Origin of the sequence: Streptomyces qaidamensis, assembly GCF_001611795.1 — a bacterium.
Taxonomy (GTDB): Bacteria; Actinomycetota; Actinomycetes; order Streptomycetales; family Streptomycetaceae; genus Streptomyces; species Streptomyces qaidamensis.
Genome location: NZ_CP015098.1, coordinates 3316093 through 3342530 on the forward strand (window position 1 = coordinate 3316093; position 26438 = coordinate 3342530).

General features: G+C 72.1%; 21 protein-coding genes and 2 pseudogenes. 12 read left to right on the forward strand and 11 right to left on the reverse strand.

From position 1 onward, the window contains the following. Positions 1-20: 20 nt before the first annotated feature. Positions 21-905: an NAD(P)-dependent oxidoreductase gene (locus A4E84_RS14505; RefSeq protein ID WP_062926975.1), complete on the forward strand. Its 885-nt coding sequence runs from the start codon at positions 21-23 to the stop codon at positions 903-905. Between the two features lie 125 nt (positions 906-1030). On the opposite strand, the gene A4E84_RS14510 is transcribed toward A4E84_RS14505, so the two are convergent. Continuing rightward, positions 1031-1834 (reverse strand): sugar phosphate isomerase/epimerase family protein, encoded by an 804-nt coding sequence (locus A4E84_RS14510; protein WP_062926976.1) that lies wholly within the window; start codon positions 1832-1834, stop codon positions 1031-1033. A gap of 11 nt (positions 1835-1845) precedes the next feature. After that, positions 1846-2811 (reverse strand): bifunctional helix-turn-helix transcriptional regulator/GNAT family N-acetyltransferase, encoded by a 966-nt coding sequence (locus A4E84_RS14515; RefSeq protein ID WP_062926977.1) that lies wholly within the window; start codon positions 2809-2811, stop codon positions 1846-1848. 172 nt (positions 2812-2983) lie between these two features. Between A4E84_RS14515 and A4E84_RS14520 the strand changes: the two genes are divergently transcribed. Next, entirely contained in the window at positions 2984-3556 is a 573-nt protein-coding gene (locus A4E84_RS14520) for a dihydrofolate reductase family protein (protein ID WP_062926978.1), read from the forward strand. A gap of 403 nt (positions 3557-3959) precedes the next feature. Here A4E84_RS14520 and A4E84_RS14525 read toward each other — a convergent pair whose 3' ends face one another. Further along, a complete protein-coding gene (locus A4E84_RS14525) occupies positions 3960-5009 on the reverse strand; it encodes a LacI family DNA-binding transcriptional regulator (protein WP_062926979.1) in 1050 nt (349 codons plus the stop codon). 339 nt (positions 5010-5348) lie between these two features. Here A4E84_RS14525 and A4E84_RS14530 point away from each other — a divergent pair, with 339 nt between their 5' ends. From A4E84_RS14530 to A4E84_RS14545, 4 genes are all read left to right on the forward strand, one after another. Continuing rightward, on the forward strand, positions 5349-6500 hold the full coding sequence (locus A4E84_RS14530; RefSeq protein ID WP_062926980.1) for a Gfo/Idh/MocA family protein: 1152 nt from the start codon (positions 5349-5351) through the stop codon (positions 6498-6500). Further along, on the forward strand, positions 6497-7648 hold the full coding sequence (locus A4E84_RS14535) for a dihydrodipicolinate synthase family protein (protein WP_062926981.1): 1152 nt from the start codon (positions 6497-6499) through the stop codon (positions 7646-7648). Before A4E84_RS14530 ends, A4E84_RS14535 begins: the two co-directional genes overlap by 4 nt. 32 nt (positions 7649-7680) lie before the next feature. Further along, positions 7681-8478: a sugar phosphate isomerase/epimerase family protein gene (locus A4E84_RS14540; RefSeq protein WP_062931454.1), complete on the forward strand. Its 798-nt coding sequence runs from the start codon at positions 7681-7683 to the stop codon at positions 8476-8478. A gap of 182 nt (positions 8479-8660) precedes the next feature. Then, positions 8661-9845 (forward strand): hypothetical protein, encoded by a 1185-nt coding sequence (locus tag A4E84_RS14545; RefSeq protein ID WP_062926982.1) that lies wholly within the window; start codon positions 8661-8663, stop codon positions 9843-9845. Here the strand turns inward: A4E84_RS14545 and A4E84_RS45745 are convergent. Further along, a pseudogene (locus tag A4E84_RS45745) lies at positions 9811-10200 on the reverse strand (EamA family transporter); the annotation flags it as partial. The gene A4E84_RS14545 and the pseudogene A4E84_RS45745 sit on opposite strands and share 35 nt — an antisense overlap. A gap of 51 nt (positions 10201-10251) precedes the next feature. Between A4E84_RS45745 and A4E84_RS45750 the strand changes: the two are divergent. The 4 genes and pseudogenes from A4E84_RS45750 to A4E84_RS14560 all read left to right on the forward strand — a co-directional run. Beyond that, a pseudogene (locus A4E84_RS45750) lies at positions 10252-10326 on the forward strand (hypothetical protein); the annotation flags it as partial. A gap of 25 nt (positions 10327-10351) precedes the next feature. Further along, positions 10352-10867 carry a LysR substrate-binding domain-containing protein gene (locus A4E84_RS14550; protein ID WP_418082202.1) on the forward strand — a complete coding sequence of 172 codons (516 nt, stop codon included), beginning with the start codon at positions 10352-10354 and terminating at the stop codon, positions 10865-10867. A 333-nt stretch (positions 10868-11200) separates the two neighbouring features. Then, on the forward strand, positions 11201-13033 hold the full coding sequence (locus tag A4E84_RS14555) for a glycoside hydrolase family 3 protein (RefSeq protein WP_062926983.1): 1833 nt from the start codon (positions 11201-11203) through the stop codon (positions 13031-13033). A gap of 113 nt (positions 13034-13146) precedes the next feature. Beyond that, a complete protein-coding gene (locus A4E84_RS14560) occupies positions 13147-13812 on the forward strand; it encodes a hypothetical protein (RefSeq protein WP_062926984.1) in 666 nt (221 codons plus the stop codon). A 108-nt stretch (positions 13813-13920) separates the two neighbouring features. On the opposite strand, the gene A4E84_RS14565 is transcribed toward A4E84_RS14560, so the two are convergent. From A4E84_RS14565 to A4E84_RS14585, 5 genes are all read right to left on the reverse strand, one after another. Continuing rightward, entirely contained in the window at positions 13921-15348 is a 1428-nt protein-coding gene (locus tag A4E84_RS14565) for a S28 family serine protease (protein WP_062926985.1), read from the reverse strand. A 119-nt stretch (positions 15349-15467) separates the two neighbouring features. Further along, positions 15468-15857, reverse strand: a complete 390-nt coding sequence (locus A4E84_RS14570) for a hypothetical protein (protein ID WP_062926986.1) — start codon at positions 15855-15857, stop codon at positions 15468-15470. A 112-nt stretch (positions 15858-15969) separates the two neighbouring features. Further along, positions 15970-19701 (reverse strand): ABC transporter ATP-binding protein, encoded by a 3732-nt coding sequence (locus A4E84_RS14575; RefSeq protein WP_062926987.1) that lies wholly within the window; start codon positions 19699-19701, stop codon positions 15970-15972. 134 nt (positions 19702-19835) lie between these two features. Beyond that, a complete protein-coding gene (locus tag A4E84_RS14580) occupies positions 19836-20804 on the reverse strand; it encodes an esterase-like activity of phytase family protein (protein ID WP_062926988.1) in 969 nt (322 codons plus the stop codon). 203 nt (positions 20805-21007) lie between these two features. Further along, a complete protein-coding gene (locus tag A4E84_RS14585) occupies positions 21008-21859 on the reverse strand; it encodes a serine hydrolase (protein ID WP_062926989.1) in 852 nt (283 codons plus the stop codon). A gap of 343 nt (positions 21860-22202) precedes the next feature. Here A4E84_RS14585 and A4E84_RS14590 point away from each other — a divergent pair, with 343 nt between their 5' ends. Both A4E84_RS14590 and A4E84_RS14595 read left to right on the forward strand, forming a co-directional pair. After that, the gene (locus A4E84_RS14590) at positions 22203-22841 is read left to right on the forward strand and encodes a DUF7691 family protein (RefSeq protein ID WP_237304915.1); all 639 of its coding nucleotides are present in this window, start codon (positions 22203-22205) and stop codon (positions 22839-22841) included. 177 nt (positions 22842-23018) lie between these two features. Beyond that, the gene (locus A4E84_RS14595; RefSeq protein WP_062926991.1) at positions 23019-23621 is read left to right on the forward strand and encodes a hypothetical protein; all 603 of its coding nucleotides are present in this window, start codon (positions 23019-23021) and stop codon (positions 23619-23621) included. A 16-nt stretch (positions 23622-23637) separates the two neighbouring features. On the opposite strand, the gene A4E84_RS14600 is transcribed toward A4E84_RS14595, so the two are convergent. Beyond that, entirely contained in the window at positions 23638-25323 is a 1686-nt protein-coding gene (locus A4E84_RS14600) for a thiamine pyrophosphate-binding protein (RefSeq protein ID WP_062926992.1), read from the reverse strand. Continuing rightward, positions 25320-26300 carry an agmatinase gene (speB, locus tag A4E84_RS14605; protein WP_030838119.1) on the reverse strand — a complete coding sequence of 327 codons (981 nt, stop codon included), beginning with the start codon at positions 26298-26300 and terminating at the stop codon, positions 25320-25322. The genes A4E84_RS14600 and speB overlap by 4 nt, the downstream gene beginning before the upstream one ends. Between the last annotated feature and the right edge of the window lie 138 nt (positions 26301-26438).

Genomic DNA, 26438 nt, shown 5'->3' on the forward strand with positions numbered 1-26438 from the left:
TCAACGTTGACGATGCTGCCATGGACGAAAACACCCCAACACCCGTGACAGTCATCGGACTCGGCCTGATGGGCCAGGCACTCGCCGGGGCGTTCCTGAGGGCCGGGCACCCCACGACGGTGTGGAACCGTACGGCCGGCAAGGCCGACGGGTTGGTGGCCGAGGGGGCGCGGGCGGCGGCGACCGTCGGCGACGCTCTCGCGGCCGGTTCCCTCACCGTCATCTGCGTCACCGACTACCACGCCGTGCACGAGACACTCGGCGCGAGCGGCGTCGAGCTGGGCGGCACGAGGCTGATCAATCTGACATCGGGCGACTCGGGCCAGGCCCGGGAGACAGCCCGGTGGGCTGAAGCACGAGGCGCCCGCTACCTGGACGGCGCCATCATGGCCATCCCGTCGACCGTCGGAACTCCTGACGCGGTGATCCTGCAGAGCGGGGCGCGCTCGGACTTCGACGCGCACGAGCCGGCACTCGGCGCGCTCGGCACCGTCACCTACCTCGGTGCGGACCACGGGCTGGCGTCGCTGTACGACGCGGCCGGACTGGTCATGATGTGGAGCGTGCTCAACGCCTGGCTCCAGGGCACGGCCCTGCTCAGGACGGCGGGGGTCGACGCCGGGACGTACGCGCCGTTCGCGCGGCACATCGCCGCCGGCGTCGCCGACTGGCTGCCGGGGTACGCCGAGCAGATCGACCGGGGTTCGTTCCCGGCCGAGGTGTCGGCGCTGGAGACCGACGCGCGGGCGATGGCGCATCTGATCGAGGAGAGCGAGGCGGTGGGGGTCAACGCCGAGCTGCCGAGGCTGATCAAGGCGATGGCCGATCGTGCGATCGCCGCCGGGCACGGGAAGGAACAGTACCCGGTGCTGATCGAGGAGTTCGGCAGGCCCGGCACCCGGTGATCACGCCGTCGGCAGGACCGCGACATCACCCCTGACCGGCACGGGTGCTGTCGCAGACCTGCCGGCCCGGGCGACCGCTGACGGTCCTGGCGAGCGGGATCACCCGGTCCGCCCGGGGCCGGGCGTCACGCCGACTCGTTCAGCAGCCTGCTCAAGTGCTCACGCCCCGGCCCCAAGAGGTCCGGCAGCGGCGCCGCCTCCTCGTACCAGCGCTTCTCATACTCCCAGCAGAGCCAGCCGTCCCAGCCGTGGCGGGAGAGGACCTCGACGCATTCGGCCAGGGGCAGCACGCCCGCGCCGAGCGGCAGGGGGGTGGTGTCCTCGACGGAGGCGATGTCCTTGACCTGGACGTAGCCGAGGTGGGGGGAGAGCGCCGCGTAGGTCTCGGAGGGCTGTTCGCCGCCGAGCCAGGTGTGCATCACGTCCCAGAGGGCGCCGACCTGGCGGTGGCCGACGAGGCCGAGGATCCGCATCGCGTCGGCGGCGGTGCGGTGCGAGTCATGGGTTTCGAGGAGGATGCGTACGCCCAGGTCGTTGGCGTGTTCCGCGGCCGTGCCCAGGCGGCGGGCGGCCGTCGCGTCGGCCTCCTCGGGGGTCTGCACGTCGAGGTCGCCGCCGGGGAAGACCCGGACGTACGGGGCGCCCAGGTCGTGGGCCAGATCGACGAGGGCACGGATCTCGGCCAGGACGGGCTCGTCGTCGCCCGGCGCGGCGACCTGTGCGTAGCCCGCCAGACCCAGGAGCTCTACGCCCGCTCCCTTGAACTCGGCCGCGACGTCCGCCCGTTCGGCGGGGCCGAGGCCGGTGTGGACCGGTTCCTCGGGGTGGGTGCGCAGTTCCACGCCGTGGTAGCCGTGCGTGGTCGCGAGGCGCAGGACGTCGGGTAGGGACAGGCCAGGGACACCGAGGGTGGAGAACGCCAGCTTCATGTGGACGGAATCTACCCGGCACCCCCGCCTGCGACTCCCTTCCGTCCCCCGGGTGTTGCGTGAAGATCCAGTCGCCAGTCCTGGCCGGTCAGGTCCTGGCCGAAGGAGTGGTGCGGTTTCTCCGCGACCAGGACGAAACCGTGGCGCCGGTAGATGCGGCGGGCCGCGGCGAGGACGTCGTTCGTCCACAGGACGACCTCGCGGTAGCCGGCCTCGCGCGCGAAGCCGACGAGCGCCCCGACCAGGCGGTCGCCGATGCCGAGGCCGCGCGCGTCCGGCTCGACGAGCAGGAGCCGCAGCCGGGCGGCGCCGGGCGCGTCGTCCCGCACGCACATCACGCAGCCCACCGGCCGGCCGTCCAGCTCGGCGATCCAGGTCCGCTCCAGACGCGGATCGTGGTCCTCGGCGTAGTCGGCGACGATCCTCGCGACCAGGACCTCGTAGTCGGCGTTCCAGCCGTACTCGGCGGCGTACAGCGCGGCGTTGCGCTGCACGATCCAGCCGAGGTCGCCGGGGGCCGGCGCGCGCAGGACGACGTCCTCGGGGCCCGGGGCCCGGCCGTCGCCCAGGATCGTCCGGACGGTCCGCATGGCCTCCGCGAGCCGCGGCCGGTCCTCCGCCCTGACCATGTCCAGCAGCGCCCCGACCGACTGCCGCGCCCGCTCGTCGAGCAGCGCGGCGGCCTCCCGGCCGGGCACGGTGAGCGTGACGCTGCGGCGGCGCGGGTCCGTCTCGGACGGGCCGCGCTCGACCAGCCCGTCCTCCTCGAACTTGTTCAGGATGCGCGTCAGGTACCCGGCGTCCAGGTGCAGCTGGGCCCGCAGATCGGCCGCGTCCGTACGGGGTGCGTGCGCCAGCTCGTAGAGGACGCGGGACTCGGTGAGGGTGTAGGGGGCGTAGAGCCGGCGGCCGTAGTCGAGGGCTCCGATGACGTTCGTGTAGAAGCGGTTGAACGAGCGGATGTCCTGGACGGTCATGGCGTGGACCTCCGATATTTGACTCAGTCAGAGATGTCCGTGAACCGAGCCTAGCTCTCCAGGACGGTCGAGACCAGGCACGAGATGATCCGGGCAGGAGACGGCCGATGAGTTTCCGCGTACTCCGCAGTCAGAAGAAGAGAACCCGACACGAGATACCGAGGAACTCAGGATGCGCACTCTGATCAGCACCGCTTTCATCTCGCTCGACGGCGTCGTCGAGGCCCCGGGCGGCGAGCCCGGTTACCGGAACTCCGGCTGGACCTTCAAGGACGTCGAGTTCCTTCCCGAGGCGTTCGAGATCAAGGGCCGGGAGCAGGAGGAGGCCACCGCGATGATGATGGGCCGCACCAGCTATGAGGCGTTCAGTCCGGTGTGGCCCGACATGGAGGAATTCGCCGACTACAACGTGATGCCGAAGTACGTCGTATCCACCACCCTCACCGAGGACGACCTGGTGTCGAACTGGGGCGAGACGACGATCCTGCGCTCGCTCGACGACGTCGCCGCGCTGAAGGAGACCGAGGGCGGCCCGATCATCATTCACGGCAGCGCCTCCCTCAACCAGGCGCTCTCGGACGCGGGCCTGATCGACCGCTACCACCTGCTCGTCTTTCCGCTCCTGCTGGGTGCGGGCAAGCGGCTCTTCAGCGCCACGGACAAGGACACCCAGAAGCTGCGGCTCGTCGAGCACGAGGCCTACGCCAACGGGCTGCAGAAGAACGTCTTCGACGTCGTCCGCTGACGATGCCGCCGCACACGCCCCGCGGGCCGGCCCGGCGGGTGCGGGATCACGCGAGGACGGGGAGGTTCAGGCCGAGGACGGGCTGGGCGGCGCGTGCCCGGGCCGGCGCGACCCGGGAGCGACCGGCCCGGTCGGGGCCCCCTGGTCCCTGCGGGGGCGTGCGGGCCCAAGCAGGGGCGTGCGCGACGAGGCAGGGGCGTGCGGGCCGAAGCAAAGGCGGCGTGCGGGCCCGCGGCACGCCGGCCCAACGCTCTCAGCTCTCAAGCCACGGCACCCACCCGCCCGACACCAGCCCCGGGGGCGCGGCACACCCAGTGCACATCCCCGGCACCAACCCCGGGCCTCCTCGAACCCAGCACCGACACCCCGGCACCGACCGGGAGCCGCCTCACGTCACGGCACCTCAAGAAGACCGCGGCACCCCGGAGGACCCGCGCACCATCAACTCGCCCCGCACCGACGCGATCCCGCCGGGCGGTGCCTCCTCGCGGCCCATGGCGATCCGCCCGGCCCGGGCCCCCGCCTCCGCCAGCGGCAGCCGCACGGTCGTCAGCGACGGCACCGCGTCGATGCTGAAGGGCAGATCGTCGAAGCCCGCCACCGACACGTCCTCCGGGATCCGCAGGCCCGAGTCCCGCAGCGCGGCGCACGCCCCCAGCGCGACGGAGTCGTTCGCCGCGACGACCGCCGTCAGCGACGGGTCACGCCGCAGCAGCTCCAGCGTCGCCTCGTAGCCGGACCGCCGGTCGTAGCGCCCGTGCACCGTCCACCGGGGGTCCTCCTCGATGCCGTGCGCGGCCAGCGCGGCCCGGTGCCCCTCCAGCCGGTGCCGCGTGGTCGTCCGCTCCTCGGGGCCCGCGATGTAGCCGAGCCGCCGGTGTCCGAGCCCGATGAGGTGCTCGGTCAGCTCCTGCCCGCCGCCGCGGTTGTCGAAGGTCAGCGCGATGGCCCCGGTGTCCGGCGCCGGCGGCCGTCCGCACAGCACGACCCGCGTCCCGGCCTCCCCCAGCTTCCGCACCTTGGCGTCCATGGCCGCCTGGTGCGCCGCGTCCTCGATCGCCCCGCCGGTCAGCACCACGGCCGCGGCCCGCTGCCGCTGCAGCAGCGTGAGGTAGGTCAGCTCCCGCTCGGGTGAGCCACCCGTGTTGCAGACCACCGCGAGTCTCTCCCCGCCCGCACGGCCGCCCGGCCCTCCGATCTCGGCCTGGATCGCGCTCGCCATGATCCCGAAGAACGGGTCGGCGATGTCGTTCACCAGGATCCCGACCAGGTCGGAGGTGGAGGCGGCCAGCGCGCTCGCGGGCCCGTTGAGCACGTAGTCCAGCTCGTCCACGGCCTTCAGCACCCGCTCGCGGGTGGAGGCCGCCACAGGGTAGTTGCCGTTCAGCACGCGCGACACCGTCGCGGGTGAGACCTGTGCGCGGGCCGCCACGTCCGCCAGGGTCACCGTCATCTCGTCGTCCTCCGGTCGCGCATCTCGTCTCGTCTCCGCCCTCGTACACACCTGGACCACTGGTCATGGTTCCGCCCGGATCAACAGGTCGACCGCCGCTCCCCCGACGAACCCATGGCCAAGGTTCCGAGCAGACCTTAAGCCCCCGACCCTCTGTTGTTCGCCCCCTCGAACAACTCGTCCTGGTCACGGTCTTGTCCGGACCGCGGTTCAGAGGCTAGCTTCTCCATGTATAGAAAGCGCTTGCTGCAACGCTCACCAGTTAACGGACGGCTCACCGGGCCGCCTGTGATGGGTGGGGCGTACGCGGCGCCGCGACCGCGTACGAAGGGAACGACGTTGACACGCAAGACGGTGCGAATCGCCATGAACGGCGTGACCGGGCGCATGGGCTACCGCCAGCACCTGGTCCGCTCCATCCTCGCCCTCCGCGAGCAGGGCGGCCTCGACCTCGGCGACGGCACGGTGCTGTGGCCCGAGCCGATCCTGGTCGGCCGCCGTGAGCACGCGCTGAAGGCGATGGCCGAGCAGCACGGGCTGGAGCACTTCTCGACGGACGTGGACGCGGTCCTCGCCGACGAGACGGTGGACATCTACTTCGACGCGCAGGTCACCTCGGCCCGCGAGGAGGCCCTGAAGAAGGCCATCGCGGCCGGCAAGCACATCTACACGGAGAAGCCGACCGCCACCGGCCTCGACGGCGCCCTGGACCTCGCCCGGCTGGCGAACGAGGCCGGCATCAAGCACGGCGTCGTCCAGGACAAGCTGTTCCTCCCGGGCCTGCTGAAGCTGAAGCGCCTGATCGACGGCGGCTTCTTCGGCCGGATCCTCTCCGTGCGCGGCGAGTTCGGCTACTGGGTCTTCGAGGGCGACTGGCAGACCGCCCAGCGCCCGTCCTGGAACTACCGGGCCGAGGACGGCGGCGGCATCGTCGTCGACATGTTCCCGCACTGGGAGTACGTGCTGCACGAGCTGTTCGGCCGGGTGAAGTCCGTCCAGGCGCTCACCGCCACGCACATCCCGCAGCGCTGGGACGAGAACGACAAGCCCTACGACGCGACGGCCGACGACGCCGCGTACGGCGTCTTCGAGCTGGAGGGCGGCGCGATCGCCCAGATCAACTCCTCCTGGGTCGTCCGCGTCAACCGCGACGAGCTGGTGGAGTTCCAGGTGGACGGCACCGAGGGCTCCGCGGTCGCGGGCCTGCGCAACTGCCGCGTCCAGCACCGCAGCGCCACCCCCAAGCCGGTGTGGAACCCGGACATCCCCGCCACGGAGGTCTTCCGCGACCAGTGGCAGGAGGTCCCGGACAACACCGAGTTCGACAACGGCTTCAAGGCCCAGTGGGAGCTGTTCCTGCGGCACGTCTACGCCGACGCCCCCTACCACTGGGACCTGCTGGCCGGTGCCCGCGGTGTCCAGCTCGCCGAGCTGGGCCTGAAGTCCTCGGCGGAGGGCCGCCGTCTCGACGTGCCGGAGATCTCGCTGTGACCATCCGACTCCCCGGCGCCGATGGGGCGTTGCGGACCTACGAGCCCCGCACCGAGCCCCTGGCCGTGACCCCGGGCACGCCCTTCACCTCCCGCACGGTCTTCTCCGCGGCGCACGTCGTCGCCGACCCGTTCGCGGACGTCTCCCCCGACTCGCCCGCCGCGGTCGACTGGGACGCCACCCTCGCCTTCCGCCGCCACCTGTGGTCGCACGGGCTGGGCGTCGCCGAGGCCATGGACACCGCCCAGCGCGGCATGGGCCTGGACTGGGCGGGCGCGGCGGAGCTGATCCGCCGGTCGGCGGCCGAGGCCAGAGCGGTCGGCGGCCGCATCGCCTGCGGTGTGGGCACCGACCAGATCGCCTCCGGCTCGCTCGCGGAGGTCCGCGCGGCCTACGAGGAGCAGCTCGCCCTCGTCGAGGAGTCCGGCGCGCAGGCCATCCTGATGGCGTCCCGGGCGCTCGCGGCGGCGGCCTCCGGGCCGGAGGACTACCTGGAGGTCTACGGCCACCTGCTGCGCCAGGCCGCCGAGCCGGTCGTCCTGCACTGGCTGGGCCCGATGTTCGACCCGGCGCTGGAGGGCTACTGGGGTTCGGCCGACCTGGACGCGGCGACGGACACGTTCCTGGACGTGATCGCCGCCCACCCGGACAAGGTCGACGGCATCAAGGTCTCCCTGCTGGACGCACAGCGCGAGATCGACATCCGCCGCCGGCTCCCGAAGGGCGTGCGCTGCTACACGGGCGACGACTTCAACTACCCCGAGCTGATCGCGGGCGACGAGCAGGGCTTCAGCCACGCGCTGCTCGGCATCTTCGACCCGCTGGGCCCGCTGGCGGCGCAGGCGGTCCGGGCCCTGGACACGGGCGACGTGCAGGGCTTCCGCGATCTCCTCGACCCCACGGTCGGGCTCTCCCGGCACCTGTTCCAGACCCCGACCCGCTTCTACAAGACGGGCGTGGTCTTCCTGGCCTGGCTGGCGGGCCACCAGACGCACTTCACGATGGTCGGCGGCCTGCAGTCGGCCCGCTCGCTGCCGCACTTCGCGACGGCGTACGAACTGGCCGACGGGCTGGGGCTGTTCCCCGACCCGAAGCTGGCTGAAGAGCGGATGAAGACGCTGCTGAGCGTGTACGGGGTGAATCAGTGAGCGGGTCCTTCGAACGCTTCTCGATCAACCAGATGACGGTGAAGCAGCTGTCGTTGCCGGAACTGGCCGACGGCTGCGCCCGGCTGGGCATCCGCAACGTGGGGCTCTGGCGCGAGCCGGTGCAGGCGTTCGGCCTGGAGGCCACGGCCAAGCTGGTGCGGGACGCCGGGCTGACGGTGACGACGTTGTGCCGGGGCGGGTTCTTCACGGCGATCGACCCGCGCGAGCGTGCAAAGGCCCTGGCCGACAACCGCCGCGCGATCGACGAGGCGGCCACGCTGGGCACGGACACGCTGGTCCTGGTCTCGGGCGGTCTCCCCGCGGGCTCCAAGGACCTGCACGGCGCCCGCGAGCGCATCGCCGACGCCCTGTCGGAACTGGGCCCGTACGCGGAGCGGCACGGCGTCCGGCTGGCCATCGAGCCGCTGCACCCCATGTACGCCTCGGACCGCTGTGTGGTGTCGACCCTGGCCCAGGCCCTGGACCTCGCCGAACGCTTCCCGGCGCACCAGGTCGGCGTCACGGTCGACACGTACCACATCTGGTGGGACGACACCGCCCCCGCGCAGATCGCCCGGGCGGGCGCGGGCGGCCGGATCCACACCTTCCAGCTCGCCGACTGGACGACCCCCCTCCCCGAGGGCGTCCTCACCGGCCGCGGCCAGATCGGCGACGGGTCGATCGACATGCGGGAGTGGCAGGACCACGTGGAGGCGGCCGGCTACACCGGCGCCATCGAGGTGGAGCTGTTCAACGACGTCCTGTGGGCGCGGGACGGCCAGGAGGTCCTGGCCGAGACGGCGCAGAGGTTCACCGAGCACACCCGCTGACCCCGCCCTGGACCACGCCCGCCGCCCCGCCCCCGCTGCCCGGGGGCGGGGCGGTGGCGTGCGGGGGCCGCCCCCGGGCCGTTCCGGATGCACCCGTCCCCCGGGCGTGACACGCTTTTCCCAAGGACTCGGCCGGTCGCAGTGCTCTCTCTTCCCCTCGCATCCTGATTCGGAGAGCAGCCATGGCTGACTTCCTCGTCAACACCACCAAGTCCGGCGACCAGCTCCAGCCCGCCGTCGACGGCCTGTTCGGCACTCAGTTCCTGGAGCTGTGGTCGGACGACAGCGACTTCGTCATCAAGGGCCAGTTCCTGGGGGACGACGGCGACAAGCTCGGGAGCGAGTTCGCCGTCAGTACGCAGCCGGCGGACGGGCCCGGGGTACGGCCGCTGTGGCCGTCCGTGCTGTCCGCCGGGATCAGCGGCCAGTTCGCCGTGTGGCTGGAGACGCCGTTCGGCATGCCCGGCCCCAGCCCGTCCGTGAAGCTCCAGCGGTTCACCGAAGGCCGGAAGGCCGGTCCGGAGACTCTCGTCACGGCCGACGCGGATCCGAAGGTCCGGCCGTGCCTCGCGTTCATGATCGACGGTGGTGTGCTGGTCACCTGGGCGAGCCGGCGGCCCGACCAGCGCATCCGCGCGCGGCGGTTCCGTTCGGACGGCAGCCCGGCGGCACCGGAGTTCACGGTCAGCACCACCGAGGGCTTCCACGAGAAGCCCGCCGCCTCGATCCTCACCAACGGCAACGTGGTCGTCGCCTGGTCGACCGATCCGTCATCCATCGGCGGCGGCCGGCTCACCCTGCGGTTCTTCGACTTCGAGGGCCATCCGCTGGGCGGGGAGATCCGGCCCAACGTCGGTGGCTTCACCGGGGTCAACGCGATCACCCTGCTCGACAGCGGGCGCTTCGTCGTCGCGCACATCGAGCGCATTCAGCCCAGCGACCTGGGCAAACCGCAGACCACGATCGCGGCGAGCATCTTCCAGCCCGACGGCACCGAGACCTTCGACATCACGGCCGGCAACCCCCGGGGCTTCACCCGGAGTTCCCCGGCCCTGTCCCGGCTGCCCGGCGGGCGCTTCCTGATGGCGTGGGTCGAGGAGAGCGCGGACACCCACGACACCGTGCCGACGGTGATGGCCAAGGTCTGCTCGGAGAGCCAGGGTTCACTCGGCGACCCGGTGCGGGTCAGCACGGCCGGCCCCGGGAAACGGTCCCACACCTGCACCGCGACGGCCTTCGGCAACGGCCCGGAGAGCGTGCTCATTACCTGGGACGACGACAGCCACCTCGACGGGGACACGGGCTTCGGCGTACGGGCCCGCACGTTCCACGTCAGCCCGCCCGGGATGCTGGTCGAGGCGTCCTAGGGGCGGCCGTCGGGCCCGGAGACCCCGCGGGGTGAGGGAGGCCGGCACCCACCCCGCCCACCGGCAGCGCCGCCGCGCACCACCGCAGCGGGCTCAGCGGCTCGCCGAGGAACAGGAACGCCGACGGCATGCCGAAGACGGGAACCAGGAGGGGGAACGGCGCCACGGTGGAGGCGGGGTGGTGGCGCAGGAGGAAACACCATGCGCCGAAGCCGAAGACCGTGGTGATCCAGCCGACGTAGAGGACCGTGCCCGCGCCCTGCCAGTCCAGAGCGCACAACTGGTAGCGGCAACAGAGGAGTGGCCGGCCATCGTGGAGCGCGCCGAGACCGGCCTGGAGGAGCGGCGGGGCCGGCCGACGGGGCGGCTGACCGTCGCCGCGTTCGCGTCGGCGGCGCGCGGGCTGATGCCGGGGGTGCCGGCCGAGCTGGGCCGCAGACATCCCGCCCTGGACGCCCGGCTCTCCGAGGTCGATCCGCATCTGCCGGTCGGCCCGGTGGCGAAGGGTGCCGTCGACCTCGCCGTGGCGCACGACTGGGACGTCGCGCCGCTGCCCGCCCCGCCGGGTCCGGGGCAGGCGGTCATCGGGGACGACCTGTGCGATCCGCTCGTCTCGCGGGGCATCCCTTCGCCGGGCGGACCGCCGTGCGGCGGGAGGAGCTGGGCGGCGGGAGGAGCTGGGCGGCGAGCGGTGGATCTGCCGGCCGCCGGGGCGGGTCTGCCACGACTGGCTGCTGCGGACGCTGCGCGCGGCCGGGCAAGAGCCGGGCCTCGTCCACCAGGCCGACGAGAACCCCACCCTGGTGGCCCTGGTCGCGGCCGGGCTCGGGGTCGCGCTCATCCCGCGGCTGGGGCGCGGGCCGCTGCCCGCCGGGGTGGTGGCGGTGGCGCTCGATCCGATGCCGGTGCGGCGGCTGTACGCGCTGTGGCGGACGGGGGCGGCGCGGCGTCCGGCCATCGCGGAAACCGTACGGGTGCTCGGTGAGCTGTGGCCGGAAATGGCGGCTCATCCGCCCCGCTGACCCCCTGGTACCCCTGCCGTACCGACTTGCGGAAATCCGGGCCGAGTCGGGAACCCGGACCGGACCGTCTCCGTCCAATCGCAGGCCACCGGAGAGTCACCACGGTGCGGTGTCGGCCCTCGCCACTGGCTGCGATCGCTGACCACCCTCTCCGCCGTACCGCGGCCGGCGGCACCCGCCGCCATCGGCGCGTCCCCCTCCAACCGCGCCGGTGGCGGCCCCTCGGCGGTTACCGTGCACTCCCTTGACTGGCAGAAACTTCCCGGATATTGGTGACCTCTTGGAAGTTTCCTTCAGCGGATCCGCATCGGATCACCTCCGGAAGGAGCGCACGTGCACGACACCGGCACGGGAAACACGGGAAACACGGCTCAGCCCTCCAGACGCACCCTCCTCGCCGCCACGGCCGGCGTCACCGCCGCCCTCACGGCCGCCGGGCCCGCGCACGCCGCCGCCCCGGACGACAGCCGACTGCGCGCCCTCGTCTCCCGCATGACGCTGCCGGAGAAGGTCGGCCAGCTCTTCGTGATGCGGGTCTACGGCCACTCCGCCACCGCCCCCGACCAGGCCGACATCGACGCCAACCTCAAGGAGATCGGGGTCCGTACGGCCGCCGAGCTGGTGGCGAAGTACCGGGTCGGCGGCATCATCTACTTCGCCTGGGCGCACAACACCCGCGAGCCGCACCAGATCGCGGACCTGTCCAACGGCATCCAGAAGGCGTCCCTGGAGCTGCCGCGCGGGCTGCCGGTGCTCATCTCCACCGACCAGGAGCACGGGATCGTCGCCCGGGTGGGCAGGCCCGCCACGCTCTTCCCGGGCGCCATGGCCGTCGGCGCGGGCGGGTCGCGGTCCGATGCGCGCACCCTCGGCCGGATCGCGGGCGCCGAGCTGCGGGCGATGGGGATCCGGCAGGACTACTCCCCCGTGGCCGACGTGAACGTCAACCCGGCCAACCCGGTCATCGGCGTACGGTCCTTCGGCGCCGATCCGCGGGCCGTGTCCGCGCTGGTGGCCGCCGAGGTCGCCGGGTACCAGGGTTCCGGGGTCGCGGCGACCGCCAAGCACTTCCCGGGGCACGGGGACACCAACGTCGACAGCCACACCGGCTTCCCGACCATCACGCACAGCCGGGAGCTGTGGGAGAGGCTGGACGCCCCGCCGTTCCGGGCGGCGATCGCCGCGGGCATCGACTCGATCATGACCGCCCACCTGATGGTCCCGGCCCTCGACGACTCCGGCGACCCGGCCACCCTCTCCCGTCCCATCCTCACCGGCATCCTGCGCGAACGTCTCGGCTACGACGGGGTCGTGGTCACCGACTCCCTCGGCATGGAGGGCGTACGCACCAAGTACGGCGACGACCGGGTGCCGGTGCTCGCGCTGAAGGCGGGCGTGGACCAGCTTCTCAACCCGCCCGATCTGGACCTCGCCTGGAACGCCGTCCTGAACGCCGTGCGCGAGGGCGAGCTCACCGAGACCCGGCTCGACGAATCGATCCTGCGGGTGCTGCGGCTGAAGTCCGGGCTGGGGCTGTTCCGTTCCCCGTACGTCAGTCGGGCCGGGGTGGACCGGACCGTCGGCACCCGGGCGCACCTGGCGTCGGCCGACCGGATCGCCGAGCGGACGACCACGCTGCTCGTCAACGAGGGGCGGCTGCTGCCCCTGTCACGGCGCCGGTACCCCGAGGTGCTGGTGGTCGGCGCGGACCCGGCCTCGCCGTCCGGCACGACGGGACCGCCCACCGGCGTGCTCGCGGGCGCGCTGAGCGAACTGGGCTTCACGGCCACGGCCCTGTCGACCGGCACCGCCCCCTCGACGGCCACCATCGCGAAGGCGGTCGCGGCGGCGCGGGACGCCGACGCGGTGGTGGTGGCCACGTACAACGTCACGGCGGGCAGCGGTCAGAAGGCGCTGGTGGAGCAGCTCGTGGCCACGGGCAGGCCGGTCGTGGCGGTGGCCATCCGCAACCCGTACGACGTGGCCCGGCTGCCCTCCGTACCGGCCTGCCTGGCCGCCTACTCCTGGACCGACGTCGAACTGCGGGCCGCCGCACGGGTGATCGCCGGGCGGGTGAAACCGCGCGGAAAGCTGCCGGTGGCGGTGCAGCGGGCGGATGATCCGGAGCAGGTGCTGTACCCCATCGGCTACGGGCTGTCGTACTAGACGTACGCCACGGCCCGGGCGCACCACCCCCAACGTGCGCAAACCGCCCCATGTGCCTGGCGTGCGCCCGCGACGGCGGGTCACGCTGGGCGAGCACACTCGGGGGGTCGGCGATGCGTGAGAGAAGTTCCGTGGGGGTGGTCTGTGGACTGGTGGCGCTGTTCGGCATGCTGCTGACCGGCTGCCAGAGCCCGTCGGGCGGCGTGGCGGAGGACGGCCGGCTGGGCGATCCCGCGACCGGCGGGACCGCGCGGACCGCCACGGCGTCACCGGTGCCGACCCGGCCCTCCGGATACGGGGCGGTGTTCCTCGCGGTCGGCGAGTGCAGCTCGTTCGGCACGACCAGCTTCACCGAGGTGCCGTGCGCCGGTGAGCGGGCGGCGGCCCGGGTCGTGGCACGGCACGACGGCACGGTGCGGGACGGGCCGCGCTGCCCGGCGACCACCGACTTCGTGCTGCACATCAGCGAACAGCGGCCCGCGTCCGACGAGGACGGCGACGGGGCGGTCCCGCAGGGTTACGCCTGCATGCGCAACCTCCAGCCGCCACACCCCGGCGACCCGGGCGGCGGGGGCGGGCCCCGCACGATCGTCGGCGACTGCGTCTACGGCTCCGGCGACGGGCAGGTCCGCGAGACCGCCTGCGACGGCGAGGGCGAGCGCAAGCCGCAGTACAAGGTGGTCCGTGCGGTCACCGACCGCGCCGACTGCCCCGGCCCGACCGCCCTGTACGTCCGGCTGGGCGGGAAACGGCCCGTGGGGTGCGCCCGGCCCCTGTGAGCGGGGCGCGGACGTGCTGCGGGGGCAGGTCCGCCGCCGGCCGGGCCAGTTGCCGAACCGCCCCTCGGCCCGGAGGCCGAGGGGCGGTCGTGTGCGTGCAGCGGGTGGTTACGGACGCAGCGTCATCTCACGCTGGACGTCCCGCTTGTCGAGCTTGGCGTCGAACTTCGCCAGCGGTTTGGCCGCCTGCGGGTTCGCCTGGACCGCGCTGGGGGCGACACCGGCCCAGTCGAGGATGCGGGCGGTGGCGAGGGCCTTCTGCTCGGGCACGAGGCCCGCGACGTTGGCCCCGTGGTTCATGCCGGGGGCGGTCATGACGTAGGAGTCCTTCGCGCCCTTTCCGACGCGGAACGGCTCCGCGCTCCACGGGTCGTTCTGTCCGTTGACGAACAGCATGTGTCGGGCGTTGTGCCGGACCCAGGTGTCGATGTCCCGCATCGCCTGGGGCTGGAACTTCATGGGGATGTCCCGGGGGACGAAGTTGCGCGGCGGCTGGTAGCCGTAGCGGATGTACTGCTTCTCGATGTGCGGGAAGTGGATGGTCGGCGCGCCGAGTTGGGTGCCGGCCTGGTAGTAGTACGGCGTGTAGGTCGTCAGGCCCTGGTCGGCGTAGGCGGAGAAGCCGGCGATCGCGTCGACGGAGTCCCAGATCTCGTCGTCGGTGGCGTTCTTGGCGTCGGCCGGGATCTGGTCGCAGTCGGACAGCAGGCTGTACTGCCAGAAGCCCCACACGTAGTCGAGGACGGTCGCCTCGTAGGCCTTGTCCAGGCTGCCGATGGTGGTGAAGGTGAGGCCGTTGTCCTGCGCGAAGGCCGCGTACTTCTTCTCCAGCGGTTCGCGGCGCACCAGCGCCTCGCGCTGTACGCCGTTCAGACGGTCGCGGCACTCCTTGGTGCCGACGCGGGCGAAGAAGCGGTCGTAGGCCGAGTCCTCCTTGTTCACGACGTCGTTGGGGGCGACGTAGGCGACGACGCCGTCCATGTCCCGCGGGTAGAAGCGCTCGTAGTAGGTGGCGGTCATGCCGCCCTTGGAGCCGCCCGTGGAGATCCACTTCTTGCCGTAGATGCCCTTCAGCGCCTTGAAGACGCGATGCTGGTCGCTGGCGGCCTGCCAGATGTCCAGCTTGGACCAGTCCGCCGGGGCGGGCCGGGACGGGGTGAAGAAGCGGTACTCCAGGGAGACCTGGTTGCCGTCCACGATCTGGGTCGGCTCGCTGCGGCGGGGCGTCGTGGAGACGTTGTAGCCGCTGGTGAAGAACACCGTCGGGCGCGAGACCTCCTTGTGCAGCACGGTGATGCGCTGCTGGAACGTGCCCTTGGACGGCTTGCGGTGGTCGACCGGCTGCGTGTAGTTCAGGACGAAGAAGCGGTAGCCGGTGTACGGCTTCTCCTCGACCAGGCTCATGCCCGGTATGGACAGCAGCCTTTCCTTGATGTCGGTGGTGCCGGTGGCGTCGGCGGCGGTGGCCGCTCCCGCCGTGCCCAGTGTGCCTATGAGCACCGTGAGCGCCAGCAGCCATCTGAGCGCCTTGCGCATGCGCACTCCCCTGTGAGACAGATGTGCGCCGGAAGCTAGCGGACCAACTCACCGGAGCACCAGGGGACATAGGGAAAACCCTGTGCGCGGGGGGCGTGTCGCGGGGTGCGCGGCGTCCGTCAGCAGAGGATCCAGCCGGAGCTGAACTTCCCCCGGCCGACCTGGCCCTTGAGCCAGACGCAGCGGCGCCCGGCGTGCACGGTCACCGGGCCCGCGTGGTAGGCGTACTTGCCCGCGTCGACGACCGGCCGGTTGCCGCGCGCCTGCACGCTCACCGACATCTTGCGCTTCACGCCGGGCCTCTTGGTGAGGGTCACGGCGCAGACGTAACCGCCGCGCTTGTAGACGAGCACGGTGCCGGTGGAGAAGGGCAGGGTGCGGACCTTGCGGCCGGGACAGTGCGCGGAGGCTGCCTGCGCCTCCCCCGGCGCGGCGACGGCGAGCAGCCCGGAGGCGGTCAGCACGGCCAGTCCGAGCGCGAACCGCCGGCGTATCGCTCCACTGTGCACTGTCGTCCTCCCGTACCGCGTCGTCCGCGACCATCGGCGTACGCCAGTACGGACGCATGACGTATGTCGGATGGTTGCACGAGCGTTACGAAAACGCGGCCGGGCGGCCCCGTCAGCGGGACGCGCCGACCGGCTCCTCCGGCTCGGCGGCGCCGATGAACGTCCGCCACAGCTGCGCGTACCGGCCGCCGCGGGCGAGCAGCGCCTCGTGGGTGCCGTCCTCGACGACCCGGCCGTGGTCCATGACGACGACCCGGTCGGCACGCGCGGCGGTGGTGAGGCGGTGGGCGACGACGAGGGTCGTGCGGCGGCCTGCCAGCCGGTCGGTGGCCTGGTTGACCTGGGCCTCGGTGGCCAGGTCCAGGGCGGCCGTCGCCTCGTCGAGCAGCAGGACGTCCGGGTCGACCAGCTCGGCGCGGGCCAGCGCGATCAGCTGGCGCTGCCCGGCGGACAGGTTGCGGCCCCGCTCGGCGACCTCGTGGAGGTAGCCGCCCGTAAGCCGGGCGATCATGTCGTGCGCGCCGACCGCGCGGGCCGCCGCCTCCACCTCGGCGTCGGTGGCGTCGGGGCGGCCGTAGGCGATGGCGTCGCGGACGGTGCCCTGGAAGAGGTACGCCTCCTGCGGGACGACCCCGAGACGGTGCCGGTACGAGGTGAGGTCCAGGTCCCGCAGATCGGTGCCGTCGACGGTGACCCGGCCGCCGGTCGGGTCGTAGAAGCGGGCCACGAGCTTGACGAGGGTCGACTTGCCCGCGCCGGTCTCGCCGACGAAGGCGACGGTCTGCCCGGCCGGGATGCGCAGGTCGACGCCGCCCAGAGCCTCTTCGGCGTCGCCGTAGGCGAAGCGCACGTCCTCGAAGGCGATCTCGCCCCGCAGGGACGCGACCTCCAGGGGTTCGTCGGCGGACTTCGTCGACGTCGGCTCCCGCAGCAGCTCCTGGATGCGGCCGAGCGACACGGTCGCCTGCTGGTAGCCGTCGAAGACCTGGGAGAGCTGCTGCACGGGCGCGAAGAACAGGTCGATGTAGAGCAGGTACGCCACCAGCGAGCCGATCGCGAGCGTCCCGGCGTCGACCCGGGCCCCGCCCACGATCAGCACGGCCGCGGCAGCCACCGACGACAGGAACTGCACGAACGGGAAGTACACCGAGATCAGCCACTGGCCCCGGATGCGGGCCTCACGGTAGTCGGCGCTGCGCCCGGCGAACCGCCGCTCGCCGTCCCGCTCGCGCCGGAACGCCTGCACGATCCGCAGCCCGGCCACCGACTCCTGCAGGTCGGCGTTGACCACCGACACGCGTTCGCGGGCCAGTTCGTAGGCCTTCACACTCGCGCGGCGGAAGAAGAACGTGGCGATGATCAGCGGCGGCAGCGTGGCGAAGACGACCAGCGCCAGCTCCACGTCGATGACCAGCAGGGCGCCCATGATGCCGAAGAAGGTGACGACCGAGACGAAGGCCGTGACCAGGCCGGTCTGGAGGAACGTCGACAGCGCGTCGACGTCGGTCGTCATCCGGGTCATGATCCGGCCGGTCAGCTCACGCTCGTAGTAGTCGAGCCCGAGGCGCTGGAGCTGGGAGAAGATCTTCAGCCGGAGCGAGTACAGCACCCGCTCGCCGGTCCGCCCGGTCATCCGGATCTCACCGATCTGGGCCGTCCACTGCACCGCGACCGTCAGCAGCCCCAGCAGGGCCGCCGCCCACACCGCGCCGAGTGCGGCCTGGGTGACGCCGGAGTCGATGCCGTGCCGGATCAGCACGGGCAGCAGCAGGCCCATGCCCGCGTCGGTGGCGACCAGGGCGAGGCTGACCAGCAGCGGCAGCCCGAAGCCGCGCAGCAGCCGGCGCAGGCCGTAGGACGCCTCGGGCCGGACCGCCTTCGACTCGTCGATGTCCGGGACGTCGGTCGCCGGGGGCAGCGCGTCGACCTCGGCGAGCAGCTCGGGGGTGGCGGGGCTCTCGGTGAGGGCGAGGTCCTTGCGCTCGCGGTCGCCGGTCCACAGCCTCGGGGTGACCCCGCGCTCGGCGTCGTACTCCGCGTCCAGCTCGTCCCGGACGGAGGTGTCCTCCCGGGGGCAGGCCGGCTGGGTGTGGCCCGGGGAGACCGCGCCCAGTTCGTCCGGGTCGGTGAGCAGGCGCCGGTAGAGGGCGGACCGCTCCTGGAGTTCCTCGTGGGTGCCGAGGTCGGCGAGGCGGCCGCCGTCCAGGACGGCGATGCGGTCGGCGAGGTTCAGGGTGGAGCGGCGGTGGGCGATCAGCAGGGTCGTACGGCCCTGCATGACCCCCTTCAGGGCCTCGTGGATCTCGTGCTCCACGCGGGCGTCCACGGCGGAGGTGGCGTCGTCCAGGACCAGCAGGCGCGGGTCGCTGAGGATGGCGCGGGCGAGGGCGACGCGCTGGCGCTGGCCGCCGGAGAGGGTGAGGCCGTGCTCGCCGACGGTGGTGTCGTAGCCCGCGGGGAGCTCCGCGATGAAGCGGTCCGCCTGGGCGGCGCGGGCGGCCTTCTCGATCTCCTCCTGGGTGGCGTCGGGGCGGCCGTAGGCGATGTTGTTGCGGACGGTGTCGGAGAAGAGGAACGAGTCCTCGGGGACGAGGCCGATCGCGGCGCGCAGCGACTCGGTGGTCAGCTCGCGCACGTCGTGGCCGCCGACCAGGACGGCCCCGCGGGTGACGTCGTAGAAGCGCGGCAGGAGCAGGGAGACGGTGGACTTGCCGGAGCCGGAGGAGCCGACGACGGCGAGGGTCTCGCCGGGGCGGATCTCGAAGGACAGCCCGTCGAGGACGCTGCCGGCCGTGCCGGGGCCGTCGTCGTAGCCGAAGGAGACGTCGTCGAACTCGACCGTCGCGGGGGCGTCGGCGGGCAGGTCCTTGTGGCCGTCCTCGATCGACGGCTCGGTGTCGATCAGCTCCAGGACACGCTCGGTGCCGGCCCGGGCCTGCTGGCCGACGGTGAGCACCATCGCGAGCATGCGGACCGGGCCGACCAGCTGGGCGAGGTAGGTGGAGAAGGCGACGAACGTACCGAGCGTGATGTGCCCGCGCACCGCCAGCCAGCCGCCGAGGGCCAGCATCGCGACCTGGCCGAGCGCGGGGACGGCCTGCAGGGCCGGGGTGTAGACGGAGTTCAGGCGGATGGTGCGCAGGCGGCCCGCGAACAGCCTCCGGCCGACCTCCCGGAGCTTGCCGGTCTCCTGGTCCTCCTGCCCGAAGCCCTTCACCACGCGTACGCCGCTGACGGCGCCGTCGACCACGCCCGCGACGGCCGCGGCCTGGGCCTGGGCGTACCAGGTGGAGGGGTGCAGCCGGGTGCGGCTGCGCCTGGCGATCCACCAGACGGCGGGCGCGACCGCCAGGGCGACCAGAGTCAGCGGCACGGACAGCCAGGCCATGATCACCAGGGAGATCAGGAAGAGCATGAAGTTCCCGATGGTCATCGGGAGCATGAAGAGCAGGCCCTGGATGAGCTGGAGGTCGCTGGTGGCGCGGCCGACGACCTGGCCGGTGGACAGCTCGTCCTGGCGGCGGCCGTCGAGCCGGGTGATCGTGCCGTACATCTCCGTCCGCAGGTCGTGCTGGACGTCGAGGGCGAGGCGTCCGCCGTAGTAACGGCGGACGTAGGTGAGGACGTAGACGACCAGCGCGGCGGCGATGAGGAGACCGGCCCAGGTGGTCATGGACCTGGTGTGGTCGCCGATGACGTCGTCGATGATCACCTTGGTGATCAGCGGGACGAGGGCCATGACGGCCATGCCGGCCAGGGAGGAGCCGAGGGCGAGTACGACGTCCTTCGGGTGGCGCCACGCATAGGCCCACAGTCGTCGTGCCCATCCCCGTTTCGGTGTCACACCGGTGCCTTCCAGTCGTCCTGCTCTGCCGGAAGGCACCAACGTGTTCGGGAGCCGATTTCATCCCGCCGTAACGGTTCTCTTTGTGGACGGGTGCGGCACCGTCCCGGCTGGTCGCGCAGTTCCCCGCGCCCCTAGGCAGATGCCCGTACGCGCAAGTGATAGAAACGGGTCGTCTGAGCGGGGTTTTCGTTGTCGTCGCTGACCAGCAGCACCTTCAGGGTGTTCCGCGTGCGGCCCGTGATCGTCATGCCCTCGATGTTGTCCAGGAGGGGGTTCGGCTGGGGCTGCCTGGCCGTCGCTCCCAGTGACGGGCAGGTGACGAGGTCGGTGAGCAGGGTCTTCTTCATCGCGTGGCGCGGGTCGGCCAGGTAGAGGCGGACCGTGTTGCCCACGCCGGCGGTGAAACCGCGTTCCAGGACCAGGAGGCGGCCGTCGGGCGTGGCCTTGATCTCGGGTACGCCGAGGCCGGGGTCGGTGCGGTAGGTGTACCGGGCGGCGAGCCGGAAGTGGCTCCCGTGGCGGGTCCAGGTCTGGAAGCGGACGGTGTCGGCGGGGTCGCCGGACAGGGCGTACTCCATGGACGCGACCAGGGTGCGGCCGCCGGGCAGCAGGGTGAGGCCCTCGAAGGTGCCGTTGGGCTGTCCCCGGCCCGCGGGGCTCACGCGCAGGTCGTCCGGGACGGGGAAGCGGTCGAGGATCCGGCCGGTGCGGGAGTAGCGGCGTACCGACGGCTCGGTCTCGGAGGTGACGAGGTACGTGCCGTCGCGGTCCACGACCAGGCCCTCGGAGTCGAGCGCGGCTCCGGTCTCGTCGGCGAGGGAGGTCACGGACCGGGGGCTGAGGGTCCTCGCGTCCAGGCGGAACAGCGAGGAGCGGTCCGAGAGGGCGGCCAGGGAGCCGTCCCGGTCCACCTCCAGCGCGGAGAGGTTGCCGACGAAGGTGTCGTCGTACGTCGTCTTGTCGAGCGCGTCGGAGAAGCGGTCGATGGAGACGGACGGCGAGCAGGCGTGTGCTGTCGCCTGGGCGGGACCGGCGGCGGTCAGGCACGTGGCCGCCGCCAGGCCTGCCGTGAGGAGGGCGAGGTGGGTTCTCAGGGGCATGGGCGTCACCGTAGAGCGGGCCGGTGACGCCCGGTGGGCGGCAGGGTGAAGGTCGGCCGATCCGGTGAGCCGGCCACCCGGGCAGCTACTCGCCCCGCCTTGTGGTCGTTTGCCCGGATATGGAAAACATCCTTCCCCCCGCGCTCTACACCATCCTCGCCGTCGTCAGGAGGCTCCTGGACCTTCTCGGCTAGCCTCCCCCGTCAACTCGCCGCCAGATCCTTGTGGATGACCTTGGCCACGGCCTGGATGGTGGCGATGCCGTAGTTCATCGTGCTGTTGCCGTGGGACAGCACGGTCATCACGTAGTCGTGGCCGCCGCCCTTGAACGCGCCGACGCTGTGCACCCGCCAGCCGTTCGTGGAGCGCTGCAGCCAGCCGTTCTTGACGGCCACGGTGACGCCTGAGGGCACCCCGTACGGGGTGCCCCAGCGCTGGGACGAGACGACCTGGCCCATCAGCTTCACTATGTAGGCCCGGGAGTTGTCGCTGAGGACGGCGTTCTTGGCGGTGAGGAGCTTCAGCAGCTTCTGCTCGTCGGTGACGGTGATCTGCGTCAGGCCCCAGTAGCCGTTCGCGCCGGGCTTGGTCTGCGTCATGCCGGCGGCCGCGAGGAAGTTCTTGATCTTCGTCATGCCGAGCTGCTTCCACAGGGTGGAGGTCGCCGCGTTGTCCGACTTGGTGATCATCGCCTTGGCGAGGGTGTTCTCGCGGTCGGTGAGGTACCGGTTCGTCTTCTTGGCGTCCCACAGCAGCGTGGCGAGGACGGTCACCTTGACGATGCTGGCCGAATCGTAGGCGGAGCTCGCCCGCAGGGTGCAGGTCGTGTTGGTGCTGCGGTCGTAGAGGCCGACGGCGACCGTGCCCTTGCGGGTGGCGAGCGCGGCGGTGATGTCCTTCTTCAGCTTGGCGGCGAGCCCGGCCTTGGCGGACGTGCAGGTCACGGCCGGAGCGGCGGCGGAGGCGGGCGTGGCGGTGGCGACGAGCGGCACGAGGACGCCCGTACCCACGGCCGCCGCCAGCACTCTCGCGCGGCGGGATATCCCAGAAGTCATGCACCACATGACTCCCGGACGGGCACGGATGGTTGTAGCAGTGACGAAGGATTGTGCGATTCGTTACCGGAGCCTGCCCGGTTTCACAGGCGGCGGCCAGCCTCGGCACAGCGGCCTCCCATCGGGGCTGCCCACCATGCTCGGGTGACATCTGCGACCGAAACCCAGCTCCGCGCCGCCGGGCCGCCTCCGGCCCCGCCCCAGGCCGCCGCCCCCACGCCGCGTTGGTCCCTCCTTCGGTACACCGACCGGCTGTCCGGCACCCCGGATTAACCAACAGCATCCCCTCGGTCCGGGGCCGTTCCCGCGTCCCCGATCATGGACACCGGTGTCCGGCGATCGGGTGAAGGGAAGCACAACGGTGGGCTACTGCCTGGAGATGAGCACCGGCGACATGAGAACGGTGGTGCGGCTGCTCACGGCGGTGGAGCGGACCGAGCAGCAGGAGCGCACACTGGCCCGGGTGCGCACGGAGTGCGAGCGGACCGACGCCCGCTTCCAGGAGCAGGGCATCGACCTCGACGTCTCCATCAGCCGGGCCCTGGACGAGCTGATCGACGGCACCCCGAGCACCGATCTCTGCCCCGCCTACAGCTACGCCTTCTACCAGGCCGTCGCGGCGCACTTCTCCGACCCCACCGACCTCGGCGCCTGGCGCCGCCCGGCGTGGTTCTACGCCATGGACGACGAACTGGCCCGGCACGGCGTACCGTCCGACCTGCTCCCGGGCACGTTCCTGTTCAGCGGCCCGCCGCTGCGGCTGCCCCATCCCGGTGACGCGGTGCCCGCGATCGGCACCCTGCCGGCCCAGCGGGCCTCCGCTCTGGCCGATGTCTACGGGTCCGTACTCGGCCGCCTGGATCCCGAATTCCGCGACGCGGCCCGGCGGTTCGCGAGGGTCATGCGGTTCGAGGCGGAGGAGTGGGAGAGCGCCCGGAAGCTCGGGAGGAATCCGGACACGCTGCTCTTCTGGTTTCACTGACCACTGCCGGAACTCTTGACGCCGCCTTTCCCACCGGGATACTTGCGGTCGACAGCGCGCCAACTGCCGTGTCATACCAGGACTTTGTGTGGACGGCGGCGCCGCTTGTACGAGATCCCGAACGTCGTGCGAAGTTTCGCAAGTTTCGTGACGACCACCCCCCACTGGAGGATCCGCATGAGCCCACGCAAGGCACTCGTCGCCGCCCTGGCCGCCGCACTGCTGGCCGGTCCCGGTGTCGCCCAGGCCGCCACGGTCCAGGCTCCGCCCGCCCCCGCCCGGGAACGCGCCGCGGCGGCCACCATCACCTGGTCCCTCGTCCGCGCGAGCAACCCCACCGCGGACCAGCGCTCGGCCTACGACCAGATCACCAAGGCCATGAACGCGGCGGTGGCCCGCTACAACAACCTCAGCGACCTGGGCAAGACCATCACGGTCCGCTACGAGCCGGGAGTCCCCACCGCCGACGGCAACATCAACGGCACCATCCGCTTCGGCAGCAACCGCAGCTACATGAACGAGCGGACGGCGCTGCACGAGATCGCCCACACCATCGGCGTGGGGACGAGCTCGGGCTGGTCCCGCCTGGGCGGCAGCGGCACCTGGACCGGCGGACAGGCCACCGCGCTCGTCCGGCAGTACGACGGCTCGGGCGCCAAGATCTCCACCGGCGGCGGCCACTTCTGGCCCTACGGCCTGAACTACGACAACGAGTGGTCGGGCACGGCGGCCGACCGCCACGTCCACATCGTCGCCGCGATGGTCCGCGACGGTCTCTGACAGGTCCGGCCGGAGCTCACCCCAGGTGCGTCGGCGCGAACATCCGCAGCACGGCCGGGAGCAGGACCACCGAGGGCCCGGGCGCCCGGAGCGCCTTCGCGAGGTCCTGCTCCAGGTTCTCCGGGGTCGTCCGCACCCCGGGCACACCGAAGGACTCCGCGAGGGCCACGTAGTCGGGCCGGGTCAGTTCCGTCGCGGTCGCCTGGCCGAACGCGTCGCTCATGTACTCGCGCAGGATGCCGTAGCCGCCGTCGTCGACGATCAGCCAGGTGACGTCCAGGTCGTACTGGCGGGCCGTCGCCAGCTCGGCGATGGAGTACAGGGCCCCGCCGTCGCCGGAGACGGCGAGGACCGGCCGGGTCGGGTCGGCCGCCGCCGCGCCGAGGGCGGCGGGGAAGGCGTAGCCGAGGCCGCCCGCGCCCTGCGCCGAGTGCATGTGGTTGGGGCCCTTGGCGTCGAAGGCCGACCAGGCCCAGTAGGCCAGGATCGTCATGTCCCAGAAGGACGGGGAGTCGGCCGGGAGCGCCGTGCGGACGGAGGCCAGCACGTCCTGTTCCAGGGTGAGTTCCTGGGCGGCGATGCGGTCGGCGACCTCGGCGAGCACCTCCCGTACGCGCTCCGGGGCTCCCGGGTCCTGTCGTTCGGCCACCGTCTCCAGCAGCGCCTGCAGCGCGAGGCGGGCGTCCGCGTGGATCCCGAGCGCCGGGTGGTTGGACTCCAGCTTGCCGAGGTCGGCCTCGATCTGGACGACCCGGCCCCGGGGCTTGAACGTGTGGTAGTTCGAAGAGAGTTCGCCGAGGCCCGAGCCGACGACCAGGAGGACGTCCGCGTCCTCCAGGAAGTCGGTGGTGTGCCGGTCCTCGATCCACGACTGGAGCGACAGCGGGTGCTTCCAGGGGAACGCGCCCTTGCCGCCGGGGGTGGTGACGACCGGCGCCTGAAGCCGCTCCGCCAGCTGCTTCAGCTTGCCGGAGGCGTCCGCCCGGACCACTCCCCCGCCCGCGATGATCGCCGGACGGGCAGCCCTGGACAGCAGGTCGGCGGCCACGGCGGTCAGTTCGGGGCGCGGCACCAGCTCCTCGGGGAAGGCGTCGCCGCCCGTGACGACGGGGACGGCCGTCTCGGCGAGCAGGACGTCCTGGGGGATCTCCACCCACACCGGGCCGTGCGGGGCGCTCAGCGCCGACTTCCAGGCCGCCTCGATCGCCGAGGGGATCTGCGACTGGGTGCGGACGGTGTGGACGGACTTGACCACGCCTCGGAACGAGGCGGCCTGGTCCGGGAGTTCGTGGAGGTAGCCGTGCCGGCCGCCGCCCAGGCCCGCCGTCGGAACCTGGCTGCTGATCGCCAGCACGGGCGCGGAGGCCGCCGCCGCCTCCTGGAGCGCGGCGAGCGAGGTCAGGGCGCCCGGCCCTGTCGAGAGCAACAGGGGCGCGGCCTCACCGGTGATCCGGCCGTAGGCGTCCGCCGCGAACCCGGCGTTGTTCTCCACCCGCAGGCCGATGTACCTGAGGTCGGAGCGGCGCAGCGCGTCGAACATGCCGAGGGCGTGCTGGCCGGGCAGCCCGAACACGGTCGTCGCGCCCAGCCCGGCCAGCGTCTCCACGACCAGGTCTCCGCCGGTGCGGCCGGGAGGAGGGTTCAGGGCGGCCTCCGTCTGGGCGGGCGTGGGACGGAGCACCAGGTCGTGGTCGTGAGTCACTTCGCTTCCGAGTCCTTCCGGGCCGCGGCGATCTGGCGCGACATGATCGTGGTCAGTTCGTAGGCGGTGTGGGAGGCCGCCACCGACGTGATCTCCGCGTGGTCGTACGCGGGGGCCACCTCGACGACATCGGCCGACACCAGGTTGCAGGATGCCAGGCCGCGCAGGATCTCCAGCAATTCGCGGGAGGTCATGCCGCCGGCCTCGGGGGTGCCGGTGCCGGGGGCGTGGGCCGGGTCGAGGCAGTCGATGTCGATGGAGATGTACAGCGGGCGGTCGCCGATGCGCTGGCGGAGCTGGTCGGCGACCTCGTCGGCACCGCGCCGGTAGACGTCGGCCGAGGTGACGATGCCGAAGCCCATCTTCTCGTCGTCGGTGAGGTCCTGCTTGCCGTAGAGCGGGCCGCGGGTGCCGACGTGGGACAGGGCGGAGGTGTCGAGGATGCCCTCCTCGACCGCGCGTCGGAACGGGGTGCCGTGGGTGTACTCGGCGCCGAAGTAGGTGTCCCAGGTGTCGAGGTGGGCGTCGAAGTGCAGCAGGGCCACCGGGCCGTGCTTCTTCGCCACCGAGCGCAGCAGGGGCAGCGCGATGGTGTGGTCGCCGCCGAGGGTCATCAGGCGGGCGCCGGTGCCGAGCAGGTCGTCCGCGGCGGCCTCGACGGTCTCGACGGCCTCGTTGATGTTGAACGGGTTCACGGCGATGTCGCCGCCGTCCGCCACCTGGGCGAGGGCGAACGGGGAGGCGTCCTGCGCCGGGTTGTACGGGCGCAGCAGCCGGGACGCCTCGCGGATGGCGTTGCCGCCGAAGCGGGCGCCCGGCCGGTACGAGACGCCCGAGTCGAACGGCACGCCCACGACGGCGACATCGGCCCGGCCGACCTCGTCCAGCCGGGGCAGCCGGGCGAAGGTCGCCGGGCCCGCGTACCGGGGAACGCGGGAGGAGTCGACGGGCCCGCGCGGAGTCTCGTTGCTGCTCATGGAGAAATGCCTTCTTTCCTACGCTTCATCGCGTATGTACTGCTTGCCATGACTGTACCGGGGCGCCGGGGCGGGTTCGGACACGCGTTCGGCAGCCACCCGGCGAGCCGCTCACGCCGGGTGGCGAGGAGGGCGGCG

Bases quoted from the DNA above. Each gene is read 5' to 3' on its own strand.
- A4E84_RS14505 (WP_062926975.1), top strand. From the start codon at position 21: ATGGACGAAAACACCCCAACACCCGTGACAGTCATCGGACTCGGCCTG.
- A4E84_RS14510 (WP_062926976.1), bottom strand. From the start codon at position 1,834: ATGAAGCTGGCGTTCTCCACCCTCGGTGTCCCTGGCCTGTCCCTACCC.
- A4E84_RS14515 (WP_062926977.1), bottom strand. From the start codon at position 2,811: ATGACCGTCCAGGACATCCGCTCGTTCAACCGCTTCTACACGAACGTC.
- A4E84_RS14520 (WP_062926978.1), top strand. From the start codon at position 2,984: ATGCGCACTCTGATCAGCACCGCTTTCATCTCGCTCGACGGCGTCGTC.
- A4E84_RS14525 (WP_062926979.1), bottom strand. From the start codon at position 5,009: ATGACGGTGACCCTGGCGGACGTGGCGGCCCGCGCACAGGTCTCACCC.
- A4E84_RS14540 (WP_062931454.1), top strand. From the start codon at position 7,681: ATGACGGTGAAGCAGCTGTCGTTGCCGGAACTGGCCGACGGCTGCGCC.
- A4E84_RS14545 (WP_062926982.1), top strand. From the start codon at position 8,661: ATGGCTGACTTCCTCGTCAACACCACCAAGTCCGGCGACCAGCTCCAG.
- A4E84_RS14560 (WP_062926984.1), top strand. From the start codon at position 13,147: ATGCGTGAGAGAAGTTCCGTGGGGGTGGTCTGTGGACTGGTGGCGCTG.
- A4E84_RS14565 (WP_062926985.1), bottom strand. From the start codon at position 15,348: ATGCGCAAGGCGCTCAGATGGCTGCTGGCGCTCACGGTGCTCATAGGC.
- A4E84_RS14580 (WP_062926988.1), bottom strand. From the start codon at position 20,804: ATGCCCCTGAGAACCCACCTCGCCCTCCTCACGGCAGGCCTGGCGGCG.
- A4E84_RS14585 (WP_062926989.1), bottom strand. From the start codon at position 21,859: ATGACTTCTGGGATATCCCGCCGCGCGAGAGTGCTGGCGGCGGCCGTG.
- A4E84_RS14595 (WP_062926991.1), top strand. From the start codon at position 23,019: ATGAGCCCACGCAAGGCACTCGTCGCCGCCCTGGCCGCCGCACTGCTG.
- speB (WP_030838119.1), bottom strand. From the start codon at position 26,300: ATGAGCAGCAACGAGACTCCGCGCGGGCCCGTCGACTCCTCCCGCGTT.